22 protein-coding genes are annotated in these 23,787 nt (G+C 31.3%); 4 read left to right on the plus strand and 18 right to left on the minus strand.

The genetic code is table 11. From position 1 onward, the window contains the following. The first annotated feature begins 70 nt into the window (after nt 1-70). Nucleotides 71-886 carry a pyrroline-5-carboxylate reductase gene (gene proC, locus MUA21_RS06285; protein ID WP_046208206.1) on the plus strand — a complete coding sequence of 272 codons (816 nt, stop codon included), beginning with the start codon at nt 71-73 and terminating at the stop codon, nt 884-886. Between the two features lie 132 nt (nt 887-1,018). On the opposite strand, the gene rnz is transcribed toward proC, so the two are convergent. Continuing rightward, the gene (gene rnz / locus MUA21_RS06290; protein WP_262562196.1) at nt 1,019-1,939 is read right to left on the minus strand and encodes a ribonuclease Z; all 921 of its coding nucleotides are present in this window, start codon (nt 1,937-1,939) and stop codon (nt 1,019-1,021) included. Nucleotides 1,940-2,087: 148 nt separating this feature from the next. Here rnz and zwf point away from each other — a divergent pair, with 148 nt between their 5' ends. Together zwf and MUA21_RS06300 are read left to right on the plus strand one after the other, a co-directional pair. Continuing rightward, a complete protein-coding gene (zwf, locus tag MUA21_RS06295) occupies nt 2,088-3,572 on the plus strand; it encodes a glucose-6-phosphate dehydrogenase (protein ID WP_262562197.1) in 1,485 nt (494 codons plus the stop codon). 289 nt (nt 3,573-3,861) lie between these two features. Continuing rightward, nucleotides 3,862-4,731, plus strand: coding sequence for an AraC family transcriptional regulator (locus tag MUA21_RS06300; protein WP_046208203.1), 870 nt, complete (start codon nt 3,862-3,864; stop codon nt 4,729-4,731). A gap of 117 nt (nt 4,732-4,848) precedes the next feature. On the opposite strand, the gene MUA21_RS06305 is transcribed toward MUA21_RS06300, so the two are convergent. The 3 genes from MUA21_RS06305 to MUA21_RS06315 all read right to left on the minus strand — a co-directional run bounded on the left by MUA21_RS06305 (nt 4,849) and on the right by MUA21_RS06315 (nt 9,663). Next, a complete protein-coding gene (locus tag MUA21_RS06305) occupies nt 4,849-6,498 on the minus strand; it encodes a glycoside hydrolase family 13 protein (protein ID WP_262562198.1) in 1,650 nt (549 codons plus the stop codon). Between the two features lie 547 nt (nt 6,499-7,045). Next, nucleotides 7,046-8,455, minus strand: a complete 1,410-nt coding sequence (gene gnd, locus MUA21_RS06310; RefSeq protein WP_262562199.1) for an NADP-dependent phosphogluconate dehydrogenase — start codon at nt 8,453-8,455, stop codon at nt 7,046-7,048. Between the two features lie 68 nt (nt 8,456-8,523). Further along, nucleotides 8,524-9,663 carry a M20/M25/M40 family metallo-hydrolase gene (locus tag MUA21_RS06315; RefSeq protein WP_262562200.1) on the minus strand — a complete coding sequence of 380 codons (1,140 nt, stop codon included), beginning with the start codon at nt 9,661-9,663 and terminating at the stop codon, nt 8,524-8,526. Between the two features lie 201 nt (nt 9,664-9,864). On the opposite strand from MUA21_RS06315, the gene prli42 reads away from it, so the two are divergent. Continuing rightward, nucleotides 9,865-9,963 (plus strand): stressosome-associated protein Prli42, encoded by a 99-nt coding sequence (prli42, locus tag MUA21_RS06320; RefSeq protein ID WP_150822912.1) that lies wholly within the window; start codon nt 9,865-9,867, stop codon nt 9,961-9,963. Nucleotides 9,964-10,133: 170 nt separating this feature from the next. On the opposite strand, the gene MUA21_RS06325 is transcribed toward prli42, so the two are convergent. From MUA21_RS06325 to MUA21_RS06390, 14 genes are all read right to left on the minus strand, one after another. Beyond that, nucleotides 10,134-11,129 (minus strand): aromatic acid exporter family protein, encoded by a 996-nt coding sequence (locus MUA21_RS06325; RefSeq protein WP_046208199.1) that lies wholly within the window; start codon nt 11,127-11,129, stop codon nt 10,134-10,136. Nucleotides 11,130-11,141: 12 nt separating this feature from the next. Beyond that, the gene (brxB, locus tag MUA21_RS06330) at nt 11,142-11,579 is read right to left on the minus strand and encodes a bacilliredoxin BrxB (RefSeq protein ID WP_046208198.1); all 438 of its coding nucleotides are present in this window, start codon (nt 11,577-11,579) and stop codon (nt 11,142-11,144) included. Nucleotides 11,580-11,794: 215 nt separating this feature from the next. Then, a complete protein-coding gene (locus tag MUA21_RS06335; protein WP_064208924.1) occupies nt 11,795-13,075 on the minus strand; it encodes a dihydrolipoamide acetyltransferase family protein in 1,281 nt (426 codons plus the stop codon). Nucleotides 13,076-13,087: 12 nt separating this feature from the next. After that, on the minus strand, nt 13,088-14,071 hold the full coding sequence (locus tag MUA21_RS06340; protein ID WP_046208196.1) for an alpha-ketoacid dehydrogenase subunit beta: 984 nt from the start codon (nt 14,069-14,071) through the stop codon (nt 13,088-13,090). Next, nucleotides 14,064-15,062, minus strand: coding sequence for a thiamine pyrophosphate-dependent dehydrogenase E1 component subunit alpha (locus tag MUA21_RS06345; protein ID WP_046208195.1), 999 nt, complete (start codon nt 15,060-15,062; stop codon nt 14,064-14,066). Before MUA21_RS06345 ends, MUA21_RS06340 begins: the two co-directional genes overlap by 8 nt. Before the next feature lie 16 nt (nt 15,063-15,078). Further along, nucleotides 15,079-16,500, minus strand: a complete 1,422-nt coding sequence (gene lpdA, locus MUA21_RS06350; RefSeq protein ID WP_262562201.1) for a dihydrolipoyl dehydrogenase — start codon at nt 16,498-16,500, stop codon at nt 15,079-15,081. Nucleotides 16,501-16,993: 493 nt separating this feature from the next. Continuing rightward, nucleotides 16,994-17,902: a phosphate acyltransferase gene (locus tag MUA21_RS06355; RefSeq protein WP_070038254.1), complete on the minus strand. Its 909-nt coding sequence runs from the start codon at nt 17,900-17,902 to the stop codon at nt 16,994-16,996. A gap of 73 nt (nt 17,903-17,975) precedes the next feature. After that, on the minus strand, nt 17,976-19,655 hold the full coding sequence (gene recN, locus MUA21_RS06360; protein ID WP_262562202.1) for a DNA repair protein RecN: 1,680 nt from the start codon (nt 19,653-19,655) through the stop codon (nt 17,976-17,978). A gap of 20 nt (nt 19,656-19,675) precedes the next feature. Then, entirely contained in the window at nt 19,676-20,128 is a 453-nt protein-coding gene (gene ahrC, locus MUA21_RS06365) for a transcriptional regulator AhrC/ArgR (RefSeq protein WP_019468379.1), read from the minus strand. A 319-nt stretch (nt 20,129-20,447) separates the two neighbouring features. Further along, nucleotides 20,448-21,335, minus strand: coding sequence for a polyprenyl synthetase family protein (locus tag MUA21_RS06370; protein ID WP_262562203.1), 888 nt, complete (start codon nt 21,333-21,335; stop codon nt 20,448-20,450). Next, nucleotides 21,322-21,567 (minus strand): exodeoxyribonuclease VII small subunit, encoded by a 246-nt coding sequence (locus MUA21_RS06375; RefSeq protein WP_103161483.1) that lies wholly within the window; start codon nt 21,565-21,567, stop codon nt 21,322-21,324. Before MUA21_RS06375 ends, MUA21_RS06370 begins: the two co-directional genes overlap by 14 nt. Next, nucleotides 21,557-22,897, minus strand: coding sequence for an exodeoxyribonuclease VII large subunit (xseA, locus tag MUA21_RS06380; protein WP_262562204.1), 1,341 nt, complete (start codon nt 22,895-22,897; stop codon nt 21,557-21,559). The genes MUA21_RS06375 and xseA overlap by 11 nt, the downstream gene beginning before the upstream one ends. 14 nt (nt 22,898-22,911) lie before the next feature. Beyond that, nucleotides 22,912-23,298: a transcription antitermination factor NusB gene (nusB, locus tag MUA21_RS06385; protein ID WP_046208188.1), complete on the minus strand. Its 387-nt coding sequence runs from the start codon at nt 23,296-23,298 to the stop codon at nt 22,912-22,914. A 112-nt stretch (nt 23,299-23,410) separates the two neighbouring features. Beyond that, entirely contained in the window at nt 23,411-23,773 is a 363-nt protein-coding gene (locus tag MUA21_RS06390) for an Asp23/Gls24 family envelope stress response protein (protein WP_070658616.1), read from the minus strand. Nucleotides 23,774-23,787 lie beyond the last annotated feature (14 nt).

A 23,787-nucleotide genomic window follows, 5' to 3' on the forward strand; every position in this document is an offset into this window, starting at 1 on the left:
ATTCTTAGCCATAATTTAAAACTATGTTAGTATGGAAACATAAAAAGCGAAGAGGAAGTGAAGTCTTCACATGAAACTAGTATTTTATGGTGCCGGAAATATGGCGCATGCAATTTTTACAGGTATCGTTAGTTCAAAAGTGATTGATTCTAAAAATATTTATTTGACGAATCGTTCGAATGAAGTTGCATTAAAAGAATATGCTGACGAATTAGGTGTGAACTATAGCTATGATGATGCGGCATTGTTAAAAGATGCAGATTATGTATTCTTAGGAACGAAACCATATGATTTTGATGAGTTAGCAGATCGTATCAAACCATATATTGCAGAAAAGAATAAATTTATTTCTATTATGGCTGGTTTACCGATAAGCTATATTCGTGAAAAATTGGCTTCTAATAATCCAATTGCACGTATCATGCCAAACACAAATGCACATGTCGGACATTCAGTTACTGGCATTAGCTTTTCCAATAATTTTGGCGCTAAATCAAAAGAAGAAGTTGATAGTTTAATAAATGCATTTGGTTCTGCAATAGAAGTTTCAGAAGATAATTTACATCAGGTAACAGCGATTACTGGAAGCGGTCCAGCATTTTTATACCATGTCTTTGAGCAATATGTTACAGCAGGTACACGTTTAGGTTTAGAAAAGTCACAAGTAGAAGAATCGATTCGGAATTTAATTATAGGAACGAGTAAAATGATAGAACGTTCAGAACTGAGTATGGAACAGTTAAGAAAAAATATCACTTCTAAAGGTGGTACAACACAAGCAGGCCTTAATGCGCTTGCAGATCATGACATAGAGGCTATATTCGAAGATTGTTTACGTTCTGCAGTTAATAGAAGTATTGAATTATCCAACCAAGACAATGATTAATATCTTTTAAAAAAATTAAATTATTATAGATAAGTGGGACAGTAATCTAAATTGTAAAATACTTCCAAAGTTTATTATTAAGACTCGTTTTGGAATACATCAATTTTTAGATAACTGCCCCACTTTTCATTTTTAAAATTGCCAAGCATCAAAGTCATTAACAAAATTAAATGGTGGTGTATCACTTAAAAGTTTAAGTGATTTACTAATTTCACATACTTCTTCTTTAGTATAACGATTACTGATATGTGTGATTAAACTGTAGTCGACATTGGCTTCTCTTATCAATTCAAAAACATCATCAATATGACTATGGTGATAACTATTAGCCAATGATTTATCTCCTTCTATATATGTACTTTCATGTACCATGATATTTGCATCACGTGCAATTAATAATTCATTTTTACAAGGCATAGTGTCTCCAAATATTGCTACTACTGGACCTTTAACTGCGTCGTCTTTAAAGTCCTTAGAGTTGTAGATTTCACCTTTATATTCAAATGTTTCATTGTTTTTTACATCTTGATATTTAGGGCCGGGTTCTAATCCAATGCCTCTAAGCGCTTCAACATTGATTTTACCAGATTTATATGGTGCTTCTACTCTATAGCCAAATGAGGGAATACCATGATTTAACATATGTGCTTCAACATTAAATCCATTGTGTTGATAGGACAATTGTTCCTCAATCTCAATATAGGTAATAGGATAATTTAATTTTGATTCTGATAAAGTTAAAGTTGTTTCTATATATGATTTAATACCTTTGGGACCAATAATCGTAAGCGGTTTACCATCACCTCCTTGGAAAGATCGGCTTGTTAGCAAGCCAGGTAAGCCAAATATATGATCCCCGTGCATATGCGTGATAAAAATGTGATCAACTTTACCTAATTTAATTGAATGATGTAATATTTGATGCTGTGTGCCCTCACCAACATCAAAAAGCCATATGCTGTTAGAGTATGGTTCCAAATTTAATGCAATCGCTTGCGTATTTCTTTCTTTAGTTGGCAGACCAGCACTTGTCCCAAAAAACGTAATTTCCATGCATATGCCTCCTCTTCTTGTTCATATTTTATCATATAAAAGTATTAAAAATATAATAAAATATGATATTACAAGCAAAATTGTGGGAAGATATTGGTATATTGGTCTATAATAAATACAGATTTAATAAAGAATTGAGGTTTTGATCTTGAATACTAGAAATAAAGATATCCCATGCTTAATTACTATTTTTGGAGCAACTGGTGATCTTAGTCACAGAAAATTATTTCCATCATTATTCCATTTATACCAACAAGAAAATTTGAATGAGCACATTGCAATCGTTGGAATTGGTAGAAGAGATTTAACAAACGATGATTTCCGTAGTCAAGTGAAGTCGTCAATTCAAGAACATGTTAAAGATACTAAACACTTAGATAAATTTATGGAACACGTATTTTATCATAAACACGATGTAAGTGATGAAGCGAGTTATCAATCACTATTAGAATTCAGTAATAAATTAGATCATGATTTCCAATTGCAAGGTAATAGACTCTTTTATTTAGCTATGGCTCCAAATTTCTTTGGTGTTATATCTGACTATTTAAAATCTTCTGGATTAACAGATACAACAGGTTTTAAACGCCTAGTAATTGAAAAACCATTTGGCTCAGATTTAGAATCTGCTGAAAAATTAAATGAACAATTACGTCGTTCATTTAAAGAAGAAGAAATATACCGTATTGATCATTATCTAGGCAAAGATATGGTTCAAAATATTGAGGTATTACGTTTTGCCAACGCAATGTTCGAACCATTGTGGAATAATAAATACATTTCTAACATTCAAGTTACTTCATCGGAAGTGCTTGGTGTTGAAGACAGAGGTGGCTACTACGAATCTAGCGGCGCATTAAAAGATATGGTTCAAAATCATATGTTACAAATGGTTGCCTTACTCGCAATGGAAGCACCTATTAGTTTAAATAGTGAAGATATCAGAGCAGAAAAAGTTAAAGCTTTAAAATCTTTACGTAAATTAGAACCAGAAGAAGTTCGGCAAAATTTTGTTCGCGGACAATATGATGAAGGTGTCATTGAAGGTCAACAAGTAAAACGTTATAGAGATGAAGATCGTGTAGCAGAAAATTCTACTACACCAACTTTTGTTTCAGGTAAACTAACGATTGATAATTTTAGATGGGCTGGTGTACCCTTCTATATAAGAACTGGTAAACGAATGAAAAGTAAAACGATTCAAGTAGTTGTCGAATTCAAAGAAGTTCCAATGAACCTATACTATAAAACAGATAAAAAATTAGATTCCAACCTCTTAGTTATTAACATACAACCAAATGAGGGTGTCTCCTTACACTTAAATGCTAAAAAGAATGTACAAGGCATTGAAACTGAGCCAGTACAATTATCGTACGCAATGAGCGCGCAAGATAAAATGAATACGGTTGATGCTTATGAAAATTTATTATTTGACTGTTTAAATGGAGATGCAACTAACTTTACACATTGGGAAGAATTAAAATCAACTTGGAAATTCGTTGATGCAATTCAAGAAGAATGGAACCAAAATGAACCTGAATTCCCTAATTATACAGCTGGAACAAATGGTCCATTAGCAAGTGATTTACTATTAAGTAGAGATGGTTTCCACTGGTGGGACGATATTTATTAGTTAACATGTAACTTTTTAAAAAATAAGGCAATGATACAAGTTTCTATTTGTGCTTGTGTTGTTGCTTTTTTATTATACCCTATTTGTGTTATGATTTAGACTATTGATTAAACTATGAATATACAATTTTAGATTGTTTACATTTTACCCTATTTAATATTTTTGAGATGTAAGTCATATAAAAATGATGTAAAATAGAACTAATCAACAATGATTCATAACAAAGTGTATAGAAAAGTAGCGAGGTACATATTTAATTGTATTTAGTTATAATTTAGGAGTGAAAGTTTTGGACGTTATCAAGCAAATCCAACAGGCAATTGTATATATTGAAGATCATTTGCTAGAACCTTTACATTTGCAAGCACTTAGTGATTACGTTGGTCTTTCACCATTTCATATTGATCAATCATTTAAAATGATTGTAGGTCAATCGCCAACAGAATATGCAAGGTCAAGAAGATTGACTTTAGCTGCTCAAGACATTTTAAGTGGTTCAGCTCGCTTGGTAGATGTTGCAAAAAAGTATAGCTATAAAGATGCTAATGATTTTGCTAATGATTTTAGTGATTTTCATGGTGTTTCTCCTATTCAAGTCAATACAAAACGAGACGATTTAAAAATGCAACCAAGACTTTATATTAAACTTACTACTACAGAACGTGCGCCTTATACGTATCGTTTAGAAGATACACAAGGCTTATCTTTAGTGGGTTATGCTAAATTTTTGAATTCAGACGAGATTGACAACCCATTTAAAGTGCCTGATTTTTTAGAAGATTTATTAATTGACGATAAAGTTAAGGAATTACAACGATATAATGATACGAGTCCACATGAGTTATTTGTGGTTAATTGTCCACTTGATCATGGTATGGAAATTTTTGTTGGCGTGCCAAGTGAAAGATACCCAGCTCATCTAGAAAGTCGTTACTTACCTGAAAGACAATATGCTAAATTTAATTTGCAAGGTGAGATGGATTATGTCGTCAATGAAGCTTGGTATTATATTGAGACTAGCCTGCAAATGACTTTACCCTATGAACATAATAGTTTGTACGTTGAAGTTTATCCATTTGATATTTCATTCGATGATCCATTCACTAAAGTTCAATTATGGATGCCTGTTGATCAAGAGCAATATGATATACTAGAATAACAATTCACAAAATGCTTAAATAACAAATAGCGAGTAAGCAAACTTATTATTAATTGAGTTGCTTACTCGCTATTTTTGCGTTTGTAATACTATTTAATGTGGTAAATCGAAAATGTTTTATAATTTAATTACAAATGCTTCGTATGGTTGGATATTTTCAAAATCAATAGTATTGTTTTTATAGTTGTGTAGTAAGATATTTTCTTCTATCACATTCATATCAAAGTATAATTTAGCTTCTTGATTTGTTAAATTACCAACAATTAGTACACTTTGACCATCTAATTCTCGTGTATATGCAAATACTTGACTATTTTCTGAATCAACCAGATTAAACGTTCCATATGTAAAAATATCTTGAGATTTTTTTAATTTTATTAAAGCTTTATAGAAATTTAATATTGAATTTGGGTCTTGTTGTTGTTGTGCAACATTAATCGTTTTATAGTTTGGATTTACAGGGAACCAAGGCGTTACGTCTGAAAATCCTGCAAAGTTAGAACTATTCCATTGCATAGGCGTTCGTGAATTATCTCTATTTTCTTTTTTATGTTTATCTAAAAGTTTGGATACGTCGCCACCTTGCTGTTTGACAATTTGGTATTCATTGACTACTGCAACATCATTAAAAGTTTTAATATCATCGAATGGATAATTGGTCATACCAATTTCTTGCCCTTGATAGATAAAGGGTGTACCTTGTTGTAAAAAATAAACGACTGCATGACTTGTAGCAGATTCAAACCAATAATGCGAATCATCTCCCCAAGTTGATACACGTCTTGGCTGATCATGATTTTCAATAAATAATGCATTCCAACCAACATTTTCAAGCTTTTTTTGCCATTCATTTAACACATTTTTATAGGCATTGACATCAAATTTAACATCACCTGAATTCCATAAACTTAAATGTTCGAATTGAAAAATCATATTGAACTTACCAGTTGACTCACCTACCCATGGTTCAGCATTATCTGGACTGACGCCATTTGCTTCCCCTACAGTCATAATATCATAATGATTTAAAGATTTATCTTTCATTTCTTGTAACCAAGTTTGTATGCCAGGTTGATTCATATCCACTTCAAATGCTGGCGCATAATCTTTTCCTTCTGGTAGTTTTAAGTCACCAGCTTCAAATGTTTTTTTAATATGTGTTATTGCATCTACTCTAAAACCATCTATACCTTTATTAAACCACCAATTCATCATTTCAAAAATAGCATTTCTTACTTCTTTATTTTCCCAGTTTAAATCTGGTTGTTTTTTACTGAATAAATGAAAATAATATTGACCTGTATGTTCATCAAATTCCCATGTAGATCCATTAAATATACTTTCCCAATTATTTGGCTCTGATCCATCTGGTTTCGGATCTCTCCAAATATACCAGTCACGTTTAGGATTATCTTTACTTGATTTTGATTCTATAAACCACTGATGTTCATCTGACGTATGGTTTACGACTAAATCTAATATTAATTTCATATCTCTTTGATGTACTTCATATAGTAATTGATCAAAATCTTCCATAGTACCAAACTCATCCATAATATCTTTATAATCGCTGATGTCATAACCATTATCATCATTTGGAGATTTATACATTGGGCTAAGCCAAATAACATCAATGCCTAAATCATCTAAGTAATCTAATTTTTCTATCACACCTTTTAAATCTCCGATACCATCGTTATTTGTATCATTAAAGCTTCTTGGATAAACTTGGTAAGCGACTGCTTCTTTCCACCATTCCCTGTTCATATAAATCCCCCTTCAAAAGTATTGAATTCGTTAAATCCGTTCATTATTAATATTTGAAGTGTTACCTATGAGTTGAATTGTCATAAAATATTTGCATGACAAGCAGTAGCGAATATTTCATTGTTATAGGTTAATACAATATTAAATATAAAAGAATTAATTACATATATTAATAGGATAATTAATGTATGTATAAAAGTCAAAAGTTTAGCGTAATCGCTTCCAAATGAAACAGGTATGATATAAAAAAGATATTTAGTTTATACATATAGATTTCTTTTTAAAAAATCAGCTAAACAATAACTTTATTTTAAATTTGATTGAATAAGTAATTTTATTTATAGAAAAAACACTTCCGTATAAATTCATTTTATATTATGAATTTAACGAAAGTGTTTTTATTATGATCTTCACTAATTGAGGTCGATCCATCGTTAATTTTAATGACATTTAACACTCTTTAGTTAGAATTACTTATGTTTTTGGTAATTTTTTAGTTTCATCTGAGATAATTATATCAGAACATGAATGTTATAAAACATCTAAATTATTCATCAATCCACTGTGTATGGAAAATGCCAGAACGGTCTTTACGCTCATATGTGTGTGCACCAAAATAATCGCGTTGTGCTTGGATTAAGTTAGCTGGTAAATTTTCTGAACGATAACTGTCATAATAGTTAATACTTGCAGAAAAACCAGGTGTTGGTACGCCATTTTGTACGCCTGTTGCTACAACGTCACGTAAAGCATCTTGATAATTTGTAACGATGTCTTTGAAATAAGGATCTAATAGTAAGTTTTGTAATTCACTATCATTATCATACGCTTCTTTAATTTTTTGTAAGAATTGCGCACGGATTATACAACCTTCACGCCATATCATAGCAAGTTCACCTAATTGAAGATTCCATGCATGGTCTTCACTAGCTTTTCTCATTTGAGCAAAACCTTGCGCGTAAGAACAGATTTTACTCATATAAAGTGCTTTGCGGATTTTTTCAAGGAATGCTTTTTTATCACCCTCAAATTTAGCACTAGGTCCATTTAATTGTTTAGAAGCATTTACACGTTCTTCTTTAATTGAAGAAATAAAACGAGCAAATACAGATTCAGTGATTATTGTTAAAGGTATTCCTAGTTCTAAAGCATTGATAGATGTCCATTTACCAGTACCTTTTTGGCCAGCTGTATCTAGTATTTGTTCAACTAATGGGCCATTTGTTTCATCATCTAATTTATTGAAAATATCACCAGTTATTTCTATTAAATAACTAGATAATTCCCCAGCATTCCAGTCCTTAAATGTTTGAGCGATATCTTCATGTGACATACCTAGTAAGTCTTTCATCATTGCATAACTTTCTGCAATTAATTGCATGTCAGCATATTCTATACCATTATGGACCATTTTAACGTAATGTCCGGCACCATTTGGTCCAATATAGGCTACACATGGAGCACCGTCTTTTGCTTTTGCTGATATAGCTTCTAATATATGACTCACTTTATTAAAAGCTGCTTCTTGTCCACCAGGCATAAGTGAAGGTCCTGTTAATGCACCAACTTCACCACCAGATACACCCATACCAATGAAATTAACACCACTTTCAGCGAGTGCTTTGTTTCGTCTAATTGTATCTTGATAATTAGTATTTCCACCATCAATTAAAATGTCATCATCGTCTAATAATGGTAAAAGCGTATCAATTGTTGCATCTGTAGCTGTTCCTGCTTTTACCATTAGTAGTATTTTACGGGGTTTTTCTAAAGAATTTACAAATTCTTCCATTGAATATGTTGGATGTATGTTTTTTCCTTCAGATTCTTTTACCATTTCATCTGTTTTTTCTGAAGAACGGTTAAAAACTGATACGCTGTATCCACGTGATTCAATATTCCAAGCAAGGTTTTTACCCATTACGGCTAAACCTACTACACCTATTTGTTGTGTCATTTAACTAACCTCTCTTATTAAAGTTTTCTAGTATATTGTATCACAAAGGTATCTTTATATTCACTTAATCAGTTTATAGATTGTTTAATAAGCATGTCGTTAATACTTAAAAGTTGACTAGCTAACTGATTTAAAGATTCAATTGAAATTCTTTCTTCTGTAGTGTGAATGTTTTCATAACCTACACCTAAAATGACTGTAGGTATTCCAAGTTGATTTATTATATTACCATCTGATCCACCACCAGCAATGACAGTATTTGCTTCTAAACCTAAAGCTAAAGCGCTAGATTTTGCTATAGAAGTTACCGTTGCATCATCAGAAATTTTAAATCCTGGATAACTTTTGATGATTTCTACTTCGGCATGACAATGATACCTTTTTGCTGTTGTTTCAAAAACAGATTTCATATGATTTACTTGTCTGACGATATTTTCTTCTGAATGTGAACGTGCTTCTGCATTTAATGTTACTTTTTCTGCCACAATATTGGTAGCAGAACCACCTTCAAAACGACCAATATTTGCAGTGGTATAGTCATCTATTCGACCTAAGTTCATTTCACTAATTGCCTTTGCAGCTACATTGATTGCACTTATACCATGGTTAGGTGTACTGGCGTGCGCTGTTTTTCCAAATATAGTCGCATTCAGTTTCATTTGAGTTGGCGCACCAACTACAGTTGTGCCAACTGGAACACTTGCATCAATTGCAAACCCATAACTCGCATCTAGTAAAGTTTTATCTATTGCTTTCGCCCCCTCTAAGCCAATTTCTTCACCAACAGTCAAAACAAATTGAATTTGACCATGAGGCAAATGTTGTTCATTAATAACATGGATAAATTCTATAATAGCTGCTAAGCCAGCCTTATCATCTGCACCTAAAATCGTAGTTCCATCTGAGTATATGTATCCATCATCCTTTACAGTTGGTGTGATTTTTTGACCTGGTACAACTGTATCCATATGACTTGTGAAATATATTTTTTCAAGATGTTCATAATTGGGCGTTGCCTTTAAGGTGCAAATTAAATTATTCGCACCTAAAGTATCATTTTGAATACTGGCTTTATCTTCATAGATATCTATATTTTGCTGTTCCATTATTTTTTTAAGATGGTATTGGATATCCTGTTCATTGCCACTTTCAGAATCAATTTGAACGAGTTCTAAAAATGTCTCTAATAGACGTTGTTTATTTATCATATAAATCCCCTTTTCTATAATCACAATTTATTTTAGTTTACATAAGTTTAAAGCTTAGCAAAACAAATATGTTTATACGTATTCGTCTAGTTATGTTATAATATACATTGATAAAATAGTAGTGACTTGAAATATTGTGGATGAGTCACAGTACAATATTGCTTTTTAAAACGCATTTGATATATTTTGGAGGAATTAAGTTTGAATAACAATAAAGTGCTTAGATTTATAATTGTAGTTATGTTGATAGCAGTCGTACTTGCATTAATCTTGACGAGTATAGTTCCTTTAACAAATTAAAAAATGAAAATAAATATTAATTAAAATTGTGTCATGTATCATTTAGCGATGTAAATTATATTGCTTTATGGTACATTTTTTGTGCTTTTTTACATTAAAATGACCTAGGTAAAAGAAAGTGATTGCGCCATTTCTTTTACATAGGTCAAGGTGATTATTATTTATGCATATTATGAAAAAATTGTTGATTTTGTATCTTTATGTAATTTTAAGGATCCGAATTGTGATTTAACTTCTAAATATTCTTCTAATTCATTGAGTAATTGTTTAATGCTTGCTCTAGTTCTGAAAGAAGCATGTGAGTTTGGTAACTCTAATTGATCTAACTCTAATTTGATTTCATAAAGAGAATGCAAGCGTAAGGCAGTATAATCATTACTATTTACGTTTTGAGCTACCTCTAAAAACAAACTACTGATTTTATCTAATAACGTGTCTTTTGTTTCAATGTTTTGTATCATTTTAGACATTCTTTCTAATAATTCTAACTGTGCTTCTCTCATATCAAAATAATGATAGTAAGAATTTTCATTACGTACAAAATGATTTTTAACATCTCTAAATGCAATTGATTTTGCTTTTTGTATCGTAAGTTGTAATTGATTGAATGACATATCTAAAGAAGGGTTAGGTGCTTTGCAAGTAGTACTGAATGTTTCAAAGATTTTTGTGAATTGATTTTCTATTTCCTCTTTATATTGTTTTAGTTTAAAGTCTAAACTAGGCATGATTAAATTCATTAAAAATGCAATACCAAGACCAACGATTAACAATAAAATTTCATTGATAAACAAGTGTATGTCAATGACTTTAGCATTAAATACATGCAGCAAAATAACACAACTTGTAACTACTCCCTCTTGTACTTTAAAAACAACAGTGAGCGGTATAAATAAAAGTACGATCACACCTAAAATAATCGCGCTTTGACCAAAATAACTGAAAGCTATTGAGCCAATCACAAGGATTAATATACAAGAGACAAATCTAGATATTATCGCTTGTAGTGAATGTACTTTTGTATGTTTAATACAAAGCACCACTAAAATGGCACTAGAAGCAAAATTATCTAACCCCATTAATTTAGCAATGATAATTCCTAGTGCCATACCTACAGCAGTTTTTATTGTTCTAAATCCGATTCGATATGGATTTAATCGCATTATCGATGTTAACCTCTATCTTTCATCACAATAAGTATCAAATAAATTTTGTAATTGATTAATAACATCCATCACATCGTGGCCTTCGATTTGATGGCGTTCTATCATTTGTGTGATTTCACCATTTTTTATTAATGCAAATGATGGGCTTGATGGTGCATATCCTTTAAAATAATCTCTTGCTTGTTGAGTTGCTTCTTTATCTTGTCCAGCAAACACTGTTACAAGTCTGTCTGGTAATTTATCATAATGTAATGCATGCGTAGCTGCTGGTCTAGCAATACCACCTGCACAACCACAAACTGAGTTAACCATAACTAGTGATGTACCTTCTTGGTTTAATACTTTATCAACTTCATCAGCTGTTGTTAATTGTTCATAACCTGCTTCTTCGATTTCATTTCTTGCTTGGCTTACTACATCATTCATATATAAATCAAAATTTAAATCCATATTCAAATCACCTTTCGTTATCAATTTATTAATTTCATTTTACTAATATATAGACAATAGTTCAACATGTGTGTTTAATCTGACAACAAGTTCGTTCATCTTGGAACTTTCAATAATAAAGTCTTTAAAATAAAAAAGTTAGAAATCAAAATAATGAAATTTGATTTCTAACTTACTATTTATCACATTTAATAGTATTTACCGATATTACAAAACTAATAAATACTTGTGTTTTCTATAGAATATTGCTCGATTCTCGTTTTGACGAAATTCATAAATCTACCTGCTTGCAAGCCATCTAATATACGATGGTCGATAGAAATACATAAATTAACCATATGTCTAATTGCAATCATATCATCAATAACGACAGGTTTTTTGATAATAGATTCAATTTGAAGTATTGCTGCTTCAGGGTGATTGATAATTCCCATAGATGATACTGAACCAAATGTACCAGTATTATTGACTGTAAAAGTACCACCTTGCATATCTTCAGATCTTAATTTTTTATTACGTGCTTTTTGAGCTAAATCATTAATTTCTCTAGCAATGCCTTTTAAAGATTTTTCATCAGCATTTTTGATTACTGGAACATATAATTTTTCTTCATCAGCTACTGCAATTGAAATATTAACATCTTTGTGCATTACTATTTCAGAATTTTGCCAGCTGCTATTTAGTAAAGGATATGCTTTTAAGCCTTCTGCAACTGCTTTTACAAAGAATGCAAAATAAGTAAGGTTATAACCTTCATTTTCTTTAAAACTATTTTTATGATAATTTCTTGTTTTAACTAGATTTGTAGCATCTGCCTCTACCATCATCCAAGCATGTGGGATTTCATTAACACTGTTGACCATATTTTCAGCAATTTGCTTACGAACGCCATTTACTGGTATTGCTGAACCCGGAGATGGTTCATTATATTGCACTTGCTTATTGACTTTAGGTGAGTCTTTAGGCGCGATGATTTCTGAACCTAATTTATGGGTACCTTCTTTGATTGCTTTCTCTATGTCCTTTTTAGTTACTCTTCCTTCAAAGCCAGTTCCTTTAACTTGTGAAAGGTCAATTTGATGTTCAGACGCTAGTTTAAATACTACAGGTGAAAAGCGTCCATTATTTTGAGGACGCTGATCAGCTGCAGCGTTTTCGCTATTGTTTACATTTGAGTTACTCTCTTGAGTTTGTGATGTTTCTTTTACATCTTCAGGTTGGTCATTTGTAGCACCGTTATCGGTATTTTCATCTGATACATCTTCTTCAGTATCTAAGTAACAAATTACTTCACCTACTTCAACTGTTGTACCTTCCTCCACAATAATTTCACGGATTGTACCTGCAAATGATGATGGCACTTCTGCTGTAACTTTATCAGTTATGACTTCACAAAGTGGGTCATATTCTTCTATTTTATCGCCTACTGAAACAAGCCATTGTTCAATTGTTCCTTCATGTACACTTTCACCGAGTTTAGGCATTTTAATTTCCATGGTTGTGCCTCCTTAAAATTCTGCGAGTTCACGCATTTTGTTTTTTATTTTTTCTGGATTTATCATAAACTCATCTTCAAGCGTCGGTGCAAATGGCATTGATGGAACATCTGGACCGGCAAGTCTCATAATCGGTGCATCAAGGTCAAATAAACAGTTTTCTGAAATAATAGCGGCTACTTCAGAAATAATACTTCCTTCTAAATTATCCTCAGTAACTAATAATATTTTACCTGTTTGTTTTGCGCGTTCAATAATTGTATCTTTATCTAATGGATACACGGTACGTAAATCTACAACTTCAACATTGATGCCTTCTTCCATTAACATATCAGCAGCTTGTATACAATAATTGACACATAAGCCATAGGTAAATACTGTAATGTCATCTCCTTCACGTTTTACATCAGCTTTACCAATTGGCACCGTATAATATGACTCAGGTACTTCTTCTTTTAATAAACGATATGCTTTTTTATGTTCAAAGTATAGGACTGGGTCATTAGATTCGATTGAAGCAAGTAATAGCCCCTTTGCATCATAAGGTGAAGAAGGTATGACTATTGTTAGACCAGGTGTTGATGCAAAAATAGATTCTACACTTTGAGAATGGTATAAAGCGCCATGAATTCCACCGCCAAATGGAGAACGAATGGTTAATGGACAGTGCCAATCATTATTTGAGCGATATCTCATCTTAGCAGCTTCACTCATAATTTGGTTGGTAGCAGGTAAAATGTATTCTGCAAATTGTATTTCAGCCACTGGTCTTTTACCCATCATTGCTGCACCTATACCAGTTCCTACAATGTTAGATTCAGCTAATGGCGTGTCTAACACACGTGCTTCCCCATATTTTTGTTGTAATCCTAGAGTAACACCAAAGACGCCACCTTTTTTACCTACATCTTCACCCAATACAAAAACATCATTGTCTTTTTCCATTGCTTGGTCTAGACCTTGATGAATCGCTTCTAAATAAGATAATTTAGCCATTATTTAAGCTCCCTTCTTCGTAGACATGTGTGTAAGTTTCTTCTGGTGATGGATAAGGTGCTTTTTCAGCTTCTTTTGTTGCTTGATTAACAATTTCTTTATGTTCTTTTTCTATTTCATCCAACCACTGTTCATCAATAATTCCTTCTTCTAATAAGAAAGATTTGAATTTTTGATTACAATCTAATGATTTTAATCCTTCACGTTCTTCTTGTGAACGATATTTATCATCATCATCAGAAGAATGCGCAGTCAAACGTGTACACATCGCTTCAATTAAAGTTGAACCTTCGCCACTCAATGCACGCTCACGAGCCTCTTTCATAACTTTATATACTGCAATGGGATCATTGCCATCTACTTGTTCACCATGTATACCATATCCAATAGCACGATCAGATAATTTTTCAGCACCATATTGCAATGAGTCAGGTACAGAAATAGCATATTTATTATTTTCTATTACGCAAATAAAAGGTAATTTATGTACACCAGCGAAGTTTAAACCTTCATGGAAATCTCCTTGGTTAGAACTTCCTTCACCTACAGTAGTTATTGCAATATTTTGTTTACTGTCCATTTTTAAAGCTAGTGCAGCACCAACTGCATGTAATATTTGTGTAGCAACTGGTGAACCTTGAGATAGAATTCCTTTTTCTTTTTTACTAAAATGAGATGGCATTTGTTTGCCGCCAGAGCTGATATCATCACGTTTACCAAAAGCAGCTAACATTGAATCAAGTGGCGTCATACCTAAATATGTAACAAGTGCAAGATCTCTATAATAAGGTGATGAAATATCCCCTTCTTGCATTGCGAATGCCATACCTATTTGTGTAGCTTCTTGTCCCTGACAGCTTATTACAAAAGGTATTTTACCTGCACGATTAAGTAGCCACATGCGCTCATCAATTTTTCGGCCTAAATCCATCCATTTATACATAGATTTTAATTCAGAAGTATCAAGACCTACTGATTTATAATCAAACATTTTGTATCCTCCTTAATTAAACGTGAATCGATCTATTTTCGACTTTTAATCCTAATTCCATCAGCACTTCTGAAAGTGACGGATGTGCATGTGTAGTTAACCCTAATTCCAATGTTGAACCATTCATAAATTGAAATAATGATAATTCATTAATGAGCTCAGTTACGTGGGGGCCAATCATATTTATACCTAGGACGTTATCGTTTTCTTGATCAATTACAATTTCACAAAAACCATTCAAATTTTTTGTATTTTCAATAACTGCTTTTCCAATTGCCTTAAATGGAACTTTAAATGTTTTTGTTTTGAATCCTTCCTCATTCGCTGATTCTTTAGTTTGACCAATACTTGCAACTTCTGGTTGTGTATAGACACATTTTGGCATTTTATTATAGTCTACTGAGATTGGTGTAGCATCAAACATATGCTCAATGGCTGTTATGCCTTCTTTAGATCCAACATGTGCGAGTTGTAATTTACCTATACAATCTCCAGCAGCATAGATATGTTTGTCTTCTGTTTGTTGATATTCATTTACGACTATATGGCCTTTATCCGTCAGTTTTATTTTTGTGTTGTTTAATCCAATATCTGTTGTATTTGGTTTACGACCAATGGCTACTAATAATTTATCAAAAACGAATAATTCTTCCTCGATTTGAATTTCAATACTGTTATCTTTAGTAGAAACATGTTCTTCAGATAGTTGGACATCTACATAAAAATTAACGCCACGTTGTTCTAAATCATTTTGCAACACTTTTGCTATTGATTTACTTTCAGTAGGCAAAATACGTGGTCCTGCTTCGATAACAGAAACTTCTACACCTAAATCCACCATTAAAGATGCAAATTCTAAACCAATTACTCCGCCTCCTATGATAGCAAGTGTTTGTGGCAATTTATCTAACTTTAATATATCATCACTAGATAACACAGTGTTGCCATCAAAAGATAAAAAAGGTAAGGGCATTGGAGATGATCCTGTACAAATTAATACATTATTATTTGGAATTAATTCTGATTCACCATCATCATATTCTACTGAAATAGTGCCACTTTGAGGTGAGAAAATAGAAGGACCTAATATTCGTCCGAAACCATTAAACACATCTATTTTATTATGTTTCATAAGTTGTTCAACACCGTTAAACATTTGTTGGACTACTTCATTTTTACGCGTTTGCATTCTTGAAAAATTTAACTTAAATGCATCAATATCTACACCAAATTCACTTGAATTTGTAACTGTTCTTAATACTTCAGCGGATTTTAAGAGCGCTTTTGTTGGTATACATCCTTTATGTAGGCAAGTACCTCCTAAAAGTGACTTTTCTACAAGCGCAACTTTTTTACCTAATTGAGATGCTCTTATTGCTGATACATACCCAGCTGTTCCTCCACCTAAAATTACTAGATCATATTTTTCATCTGCCATATTTTTGCTCCTAACTGCAATCTTAGTATTATGTCAAAAATCATATTTAAACATTAAATTCGTATAGTATTTAAAATTCAATCTATAGTTTACAGTTTAATATTTATTTGAAAGAACATTGATAAAAGAATTGTATAGCAAGTTTAAAGTATTTAACAAACTGAATTGTTTAATGTTAATTAATTTAAACATACGAATAAAATCACCTTTGAATTTTAAAAGTGATTTCAATACAAATTTTTGAAATTTACTAAAATAACTTCATTTCATTAATTTTTAAAAACGAATACTTTCAGTAAAATGTTTAAATAATGAAATATGAATAGATACTATTATTACAATAAGTCTTATATAGAAAATCGTTACTTACTTTACATAAACAAGTGCAACAGCATTTAAATTTTCTATTAATTGATATCCTTTACTATCTTACATCAAAATTCAGTATTATAAAATTAATAACCTAAATAATAGTGTAAAAATTCAAATTTATTTAGTGGTTAAATTTATTTTGTGTTTTCAAAGCAAGTAATAAGGAGTTTAACTTATTTTGCTTACTTTCTGCCCTTGACGTGAAAACAATTGGGAATTTTGCGCCGAGTAACAAACTGGAAACAGAAGCATTTCCAAAATGAGTTAAAGATTTTAATAATGCACTCCCAACATCTATATTTGAAACGATAAGTGCATCAACATCACCAGCAATACTAGATGTGTAATTTTTTTCAATCGCTCTTTTTTTACTGATTGCATAATCAAATAGAATTGGTCCATCTACTTTTACATATACATCCGAAGTTCGATTGAAAATATTTTTTAATTTTTCAGCGTCAATAGATGATGGTATCTTTTTAGACGCATATTCGACTGCAGATAATAATCCAATATTAAATTTATCGTAACCTAATGTATTACTAAATGTAGTTAGATTTTTAATGATTTGCTTTTTTTCTTCTATCGTAGGTGCCACATTATATGCTACATCACTAATCATTAAAGTTTTATGGTAATTAGGTATACTAAAACACGCAACATGGTTTAAAAACCCATATTGGTCTATAAAATTTTTATTGCTTAAAATAAAAGAAATCATTGATGTGGCTTTCATTTTTCCTTTCATTAAAACAGTTACTTTACCCTGCGATAAATCTTCTGCGCATTGCTTAAGTAATTGATAATCACTTGAAAATGTTAGCACATGAATCCTATTTAGGATTTGAGGTTCTAAATCAAAAGAACGAATGATTTCCGTAGTGTCTTGGGTATCATAAATAAAAATGTCTATGTTAGTTAATTTTAAAGCCTTAACTAGTACTGATATCATTTTTTCGTCATTTGCATATAAAACGGCTACATTTCCATTCATTGTTTCACATGGTTCAACTAAATGTTGGAATCGCATAAAATCAACATCCTTCACTGATTATTTATCTAACCCAGCTTGCACTTGTATTAACAATAGTGAATATAGATTTTTATTTTAAATTGTGGTTCTGCTCTATCATTTCTTTCGCATTTTGTCTGGTTAATTCTGTCACAGTAGCACCAGAAATCATTCTCGCTACTTCATCAATACGTTCTTCTCCAGTCAATTCTTTAACTTGTGTTGTTGTTCGTTCATCATTAGAATTTTTACTAATAAATAAATGGTGGTCACTCATGGACGCAACTTGTGGTAGATGTGATATACATATCACTTGTATGTGTTCAGCCAATCCTTTCATTTTCTCTGCCATCTTTTGAGCAGCTTTACCAGATACACCAGAATCTACTTCATCAAATAAAATTGCTGTCTGGCCTCTTGTTTTTACAAAGATAGTTTTTAGCGCTAACATAATTCTTGATAATTCTCCTCCAGAAGCAATCTTATTTAAGCTCATTAAAGGTTCGCCTTTATTTGGACTGATTAAAAATTCCACAAATTCTATTCCTTCTCGGTTCGGTTTATCTAAAGGTTTAAATGAAATTTCTAAATTAGCATCGTTCATCTGAAGATTTTGAATTTCATCTACAATATGATTACGCAAAGATTGTGCAACATTTCTTCTTTCTTGCGATAACTTTTCTCCTAGTTCCATAACATTTTTATATAAATCATCGATTTCTTGACGTAATTGAGCAGTACTTTCTTCATAATTTTCAATCTTATTAATTTCGTCAGCCATTTTATCTTGATACATAATTAGTTCATTAACATCTTTACCATATTTACGTTTCAAACTATTTAATAAATTCATTCTAGATTCTAATTCATTTAAATATTGTTCATCAAATTCTGTATTCGTTAAATCATCGTACAATTGATGTTTAGCATCCTCAAGCGTGTAATAAAATTGGTCGACATCTTCTTTTAGTTCATCATATTTATCGGGTAAAATTTCACTAATTGATTGTAACTGATTACTCAATTCGTATAAACGATCTGTAATAGCATGCTCATCTGTCAACGTGACGTGTGCATTGTTTAACGCTAAACTGAGACTTTCTGAATTTTGAATACGTTTGATATCGCTCTCAAGTTGAGGTACTTCGTTTTCAATAAGATTCGCTTCTTGTAATTCTTCATATTGAAATTTTAACAAATCTAACCGTTGTAATAACGCTTGATCGGCTGACTCTAAATCTGCTAATTCTTTTTTCTTAGCGCTATATTTATCAAAAGTATCAACATACGATTCAAGCAGTGATTTATATGTATTTTCGGCATAATTATCTAATAAATGTAAATGATATTTTTGCTTTAATAATGTTTGTGTTTCATGTTGTCCATGTATATCTAATAATTCTTGCATTATTTTTCTCAAATCTTGTAAAGTAACTGTTTGATTATTAACTCTACAAATACTCTTACCTGAGCTAAATATTTCTCTTTTTACTAATAAAAAGTCTTCATCGATATCGATAGATAAATCATGAAGTATCGAAATGGCTTCTTTACTATTATCTATATCAAAAATTCCTTCAATAACAGCTTTTTTTTCACCATGTCTAACATAGTTTGATGAAGCACGCATACCAATTAATTGACCAATCGCGTCTATAATAATTGATTTACCAGCACCAGTTTCGCCACTCAAAACAGTTAAGCCATCACCAAAGTTTACTTCTAATTCATCTATAATAGCGAATTGTTTAATTGATAAGGTTTGTAGCATTTATAATCACTTCCTTATACTTATAATAAATTAAAGATACGTGTTTTAATTTTTTCGCTGGCTGATTCATCTCTGCATATAATTAAACAAGTATCATCACCACAAATTGTACCCAACACTTCATCCCAGTCTATTTGATCTAAAATTGCCCCAATTGATTGAGCGTTACCAGGTAAGGTCTTAAGTACTAAAAGGTTTCCAGTACCATCAATATTTACAAATGAATCCATTAAATAACGACCAAGTTTTTCTAAAGGATGATATTTTCTGTCATTAGGTAAACTATAAACATATTGACCAGAAGGTGTAGGGACCTTTATTAACTGTAATTCTTTAATGTCGCGAGAAACAGTTGCTTGGGTAACATTTAACTCATATTCATTTAAACGCTTTACCAGTTCATCTTGGGTTTCAATTTTTTCATTAGATATAATTTCTCTTATTTTAATATGTCTTACTGATTTTTTTGCCATGTATAGCACCTCTGTAAACGAATATTTATACAATGATTTTAACACATGGACAATGATACTACTACTAAAGTTAATTTAACAGAAATACTTTTATTGACTGTTGTGTATACTGCCTGTCTATTTTCGAAGTGAATTAAAAATAAGCCATAATTAAATTTTGAATCACTTATACCGATACTATTTTAGTAACAAATGAATATTTATTTATAAAATTATAAATTTTTATAAATAAAAAATCACGCTACGAAAAGTAGCATGATTTAGCATAATTTAATGGTAGAAATTTTATAAAATCTGTAAAAACAGAATCTACGTCTGATTATGACTCTCTATAATTGAATAATTCTATGATATATTTTAGATTACTTGTGTCATATTGTTCAGGTAAACGAGCTAAACACGCATATGCAGATTCAGTATGTGATTTTAGCTTATCTTCTGCCCCGTTTTGACCTAATAATGAGACGTAAGTGCTTTTATCATTTTCAAGATCACTACCTGTAGATTTACCTAGTTTCGCTTCGTCTCCATAAATGTCTAATAAATCATCTTTTATTTGGAACATTAATCCTAAATGTTCACTAAATTTTTCTAATAAATTAGCTACACTTGGTTCAGCCTCGGCAATATCAACAGCTGCCATTACTGCAAATTTTAATAGCGCACCTGTCTTAGCTTGATGGATATGTTCTAAAGTATTTAGGTCTACCGCAGATCCTTCACCTTCACTTTGCATATCGAGTGTTTGACCACCTACCATACCTAAATGTCCACTTGCAGATGATAAGCGTTTAATCAGTTTTATTTTGGTATTATCTTTCAGCTTGTCGTCGTTAACAATGATATCAAATGCTTTAGTGAGTAATGCATCACCAGCTAGTATTGCTTTCCATTCACCGTAGACTTTATGATTTGTCAATTTACCTCTTCGATAATCATCATCATCCATTGCAGGCAAATCATCATGAATAAGAGAATACGTATGTACCATTTCTAACCCAAGTGCTGAAGCGTAACCAAGTTTATAATCCGATGTTAGCATTTCCAATGTTAATAAAAGTAAAACAGGTCTAATTCGTTTGCCGCCTGCTTCTAACGAATATCTCATGCTATGTTCTAAATCTGTATTCAGTGATGAATTCGGAATTGAATTTTGTAATAATTCATTAATTTCGTCAGTTAAATTGTCTATTTTATGATTCATCATGATTTTCTTCCTTTTCAGTTTCTTCATCGCCTTCAACATTTTCTTCAGACATCAGTTCATTAACTTTTTTTTCAGCATTTTTCAATGTTTCATCACAATTTGCTGATAATGTCATACCTCTTTGGTATAAGTTTAAAGATTCTTCTAAAGAAACATTTTCATTATCTAGTTTTTGAACTATACTTTCTAATTCTTTCATCATTTCTTCAAAACTTTGTGATTTATTCGTCATCATTACACCTTACTTTCATAACTTGTGCATCAACAGAACCGTCTTTCATCGTTAATACAATATTATCATTTTCAGCTAAATCGCTAGTACTAGTAACTATTTTATCTTGTTTGTTCACAATCGTATAACCACGTAACATTGTATTGGTTGGACTAAGATTATTCAAATTCTCTATTTTATTAGTTAAATTATTTCTTTGTTTTACAATAAGATGATTCATTAATTTTACAAGATTCGTTTGTTTTTGATTGATAGTTGATTGTTCTCTTTGAATATTTTGTTTGAAATGTTTTAAGTTGAAACTTTGTTTTATTAATTCTAGCTTTTGCTTATGTTGATTAACTTTAAAAGTAATAGCTAAATTAAGCTGTTTCTCTAAGTCATCCCGTTTTTGAATCTGTTGATCATATAACAAGGTTGGTGTTTTAAATTTGTAATATGAAGCAACGTGTTCTAAATACTGCTTTTGATGTTGAATCTGTTGTTTCATAAACCTGGTTAAAGAAAGTTTTTGTTGTTGAATATATTGCCTCAATTCAAATTGATCAGGTGTTGCCATCACTGCTGCTTGTGTAGGTGTAGCAGCACGTGCATCTGCTACAAAATCACTAAGCGTAAAGTCTGTTTCGTGGCCTACTGCTGATATGATTGGCGTTTCACACGCATAAATCGCTTTGACAACATCTTCTTCGTTGAAGTTCCATAAATCTTCTATAGAACCACCACCACGACCAATGATTATAGTATCTACATTTAAATCATCAGCTTGTTTTATTTTTTCAATGATATCATACTTAGCCTGCTCACCTTGTACTAAAGTGTTGATTTGTATTTGTTCAACTAAAGGATATCGACTATTAATAGTAGTATGGATATCTCTAATCGCTGCACCCGTGCCTGCAGTCAGCACAGCGATTTTTTTAGGAAACTTAGGAATAATCTTTTTATGGTTTTGATCAAGATAACCATCTTTAGTTAATTTCTTTTTTAACTGTTCTAATTTTTGATATAAATTACCAATACCATCTATATGCATTTTATTAACATAAATTTGATAATTACCACGTCTTTCATATACAGAAACACGTGCTTCTAACAACACTTCATCTCCCTCTTTAGGGTCGAAGTCAATTTTCGAAGCATTTCCTTTAAACATCATTGCACTGATGACACTATTTTTATCTTTAACATTAAAATAGAGATGACCGCTACTATGTTTTTTAAAGTTAGAAAGTTCACCTTTAAGCAATACAGTCTGTAAGTGCGGATCTTGATCAAATTTATATTTAATATATTTAGTTAAAGCTGAAACGCTTAAATAATCTGACATATTATATCACTCTTTTACTCAATATTACTCAACACACCATTGATAAACTTATAATGTTCATCATCACTGAATTGTTTTGCTAATTCAACTGCTTCATTGATAATTACTTTTTGTGGCGTTTCGCTATTTAGTAATTCATAAGTTGACATTCTTAAAATAATTCGGTCAGATTTCAATAATCTATCTATTGTCCAATCTTTTAAATGTGGTGCAATTTTATTATCTAATACAGATTCATGATCTTTTACGCCTGTAACTAGCCAATTAATAAAATCAAACTCTAAATCAGGATTATCATCTTTAATAAAACTAATTGCTTCATCAATCGTTAAATCACTATTTTTCATTTCTAATTGAAATAGTGTTTGAAAGGCTTGTGTTCTTGATTCTTTTCGACTCATTATAAACTCCTTTTAGCATTGTACGCTTTATGACTAATATAAAATAGAATTTTGTTAATCTCTTGATTATAGAACTCAGTTTTATGACCGCATTAAAGTCAAAGTGCTATGTTTAATTTGTAGATACGATATGTGTAATGTGAACATTAATTTGACTTGGTATGATCGTTGTCATCGTAGATATTGAATTGTATATAGCATTTTGTATTTTTCTTGCTGTTTCTGAGATATTAATATCATATGAAAATGAACAATATACATCAATATGAATACCATCATCTTTAGTATCTACTTTAATACCACGTGCCAATTGTTTTTTTGTAACTTTCTCAACACTTAAGTCCTTTATTTCTTTAAAGTGACCTTCTAAGCCTTTTACTTCTGAGGTTGCTATACTTGCAATAACAGTCAAAACCTCAGGTGCAATTTCTATTTTTCCTAAATTGGAATGTGATGATTCTGTTACTTTGACCATTTCACAAACCTCCT

It is taken from the genome of Staphylococcus ureilyticus, assembly GCF_025558845.1.
Taxonomy (GTDB): Bacteria; Bacillota; Bacilli; order Staphylococcales; family Staphylococcaceae; genus Staphylococcus; species Staphylococcus ureilyticus.

Bases quoted from the DNA above. Each gene is read 5' to 3' on its own strand.
- proC (WP_046208206.1), top strand. From the start codon at position 71: ATGAAACTAGTATTTTATGGTGCCGGAAATATGGCGCATGCAATTTTT.
- rnz (WP_262562196.1), bottom strand. From the start codon at position 1,939: ATGGAAATTACGTTTTTTGGGACAAGTGCTGGTCTGCCAACTAAAGAA.
- MUA21_RS06305 (WP_262562198.1), bottom strand. From the start codon at position 6,498: ATGAACAGGGAATGGTGGAAAGAAGCAGTCGCTTACCAAGTTTATCCA.
- gnd (WP_262562199.1), bottom strand. From the start codon at position 8,455: ATGACACAACAAATAGGTGTAGTAGGTTTAGCCGTAATGGGTAAAAAC.
- MUA21_RS06315 (WP_262562200.1), bottom strand. From the start codon at position 9,663: ATGATAAATAAACAACGTCTATTAGAGACATTTTTAGAACTCGTTCAA.
- brxB (WP_046208198.1), bottom strand. From the start codon at position 11,579: ATGGATTTAAATTTTGATTTATATATGAATGATGTAGTAAGCCAAGCA.
- MUA21_RS06335 (WP_064208924.1), bottom strand. From the start codon at position 13,075: ATGGAAATTAAAATGCCTAAACTCGGTGAAAGTGTACATGAAGGAACA.
- MUA21_RS06340 (WP_046208196.1), bottom strand. From the start codon at position 14,071: ATGGCTAAATTATCTTATTTAGAAGCGATTCATCAAGGTCTAGACCAA.
- MUA21_RS06345 (WP_046208195.1), bottom strand. From the start codon at position 15,062: ATGTTTGATTATAAATCAGTAGGTCTTGATACTTCTGAATTAAAATCT.
- lpdA (WP_262562201.1), bottom strand. From the start codon at position 16,500: ATGGCAGATGAAAAATATGATCTAGTAATTTTAGGTGGAGGAACAGCT.
- MUA21_RS06355 (WP_070038254.1), bottom strand. From the start codon at position 17,902: ATGCGATTCCAACATTTAGTTGAACCATGTGAAACAATGAATGGAAAT.
- recN (WP_262562202.1), bottom strand. From the start codon at position 19,655: ATGCTACAAACCTTATCAATTAAACAATTCGCTATTATAGATGAATTA.
- ahrC (WP_019468379.1), bottom strand. From the start codon at position 20,128: ATGGCAAAAAAATCAGTAAGACATATTAAAATAAGAGAAATTATATCT.
- MUA21_RS06370 (WP_262562203.1), bottom strand. From the start codon at position 21,335: ATGATGAATCATAAAATAGACAATTTAACTGACGAAATTAATGAATTA.
- MUA21_RS06375 (WP_103161483.1), bottom strand. From the start codon at position 21,567: ATGACGAATAAATCACAAAGTTTTGAAGAAATGATGAAAGAATTAGAA.
- xseA (WP_262562204.1), bottom strand. From the start codon at position 22,897: ATGTCAGATTATTTAAGCGTTTCAGCTTTAACTAAATATATTAAATAT.
- nusB (WP_046208188.1), bottom strand. From the start codon at position 23,298: ATGAGTCGAAAAGAATCAAGAACACAAGCCTTTCAAACACTATTTCAA.
- MUA21_RS06390 (WP_070658616.1), bottom strand. From the start codon at position 23,773: ATGGTCAAAGTAACAGAATCATCACATTCCAATTTAGGAAAAATAGAA.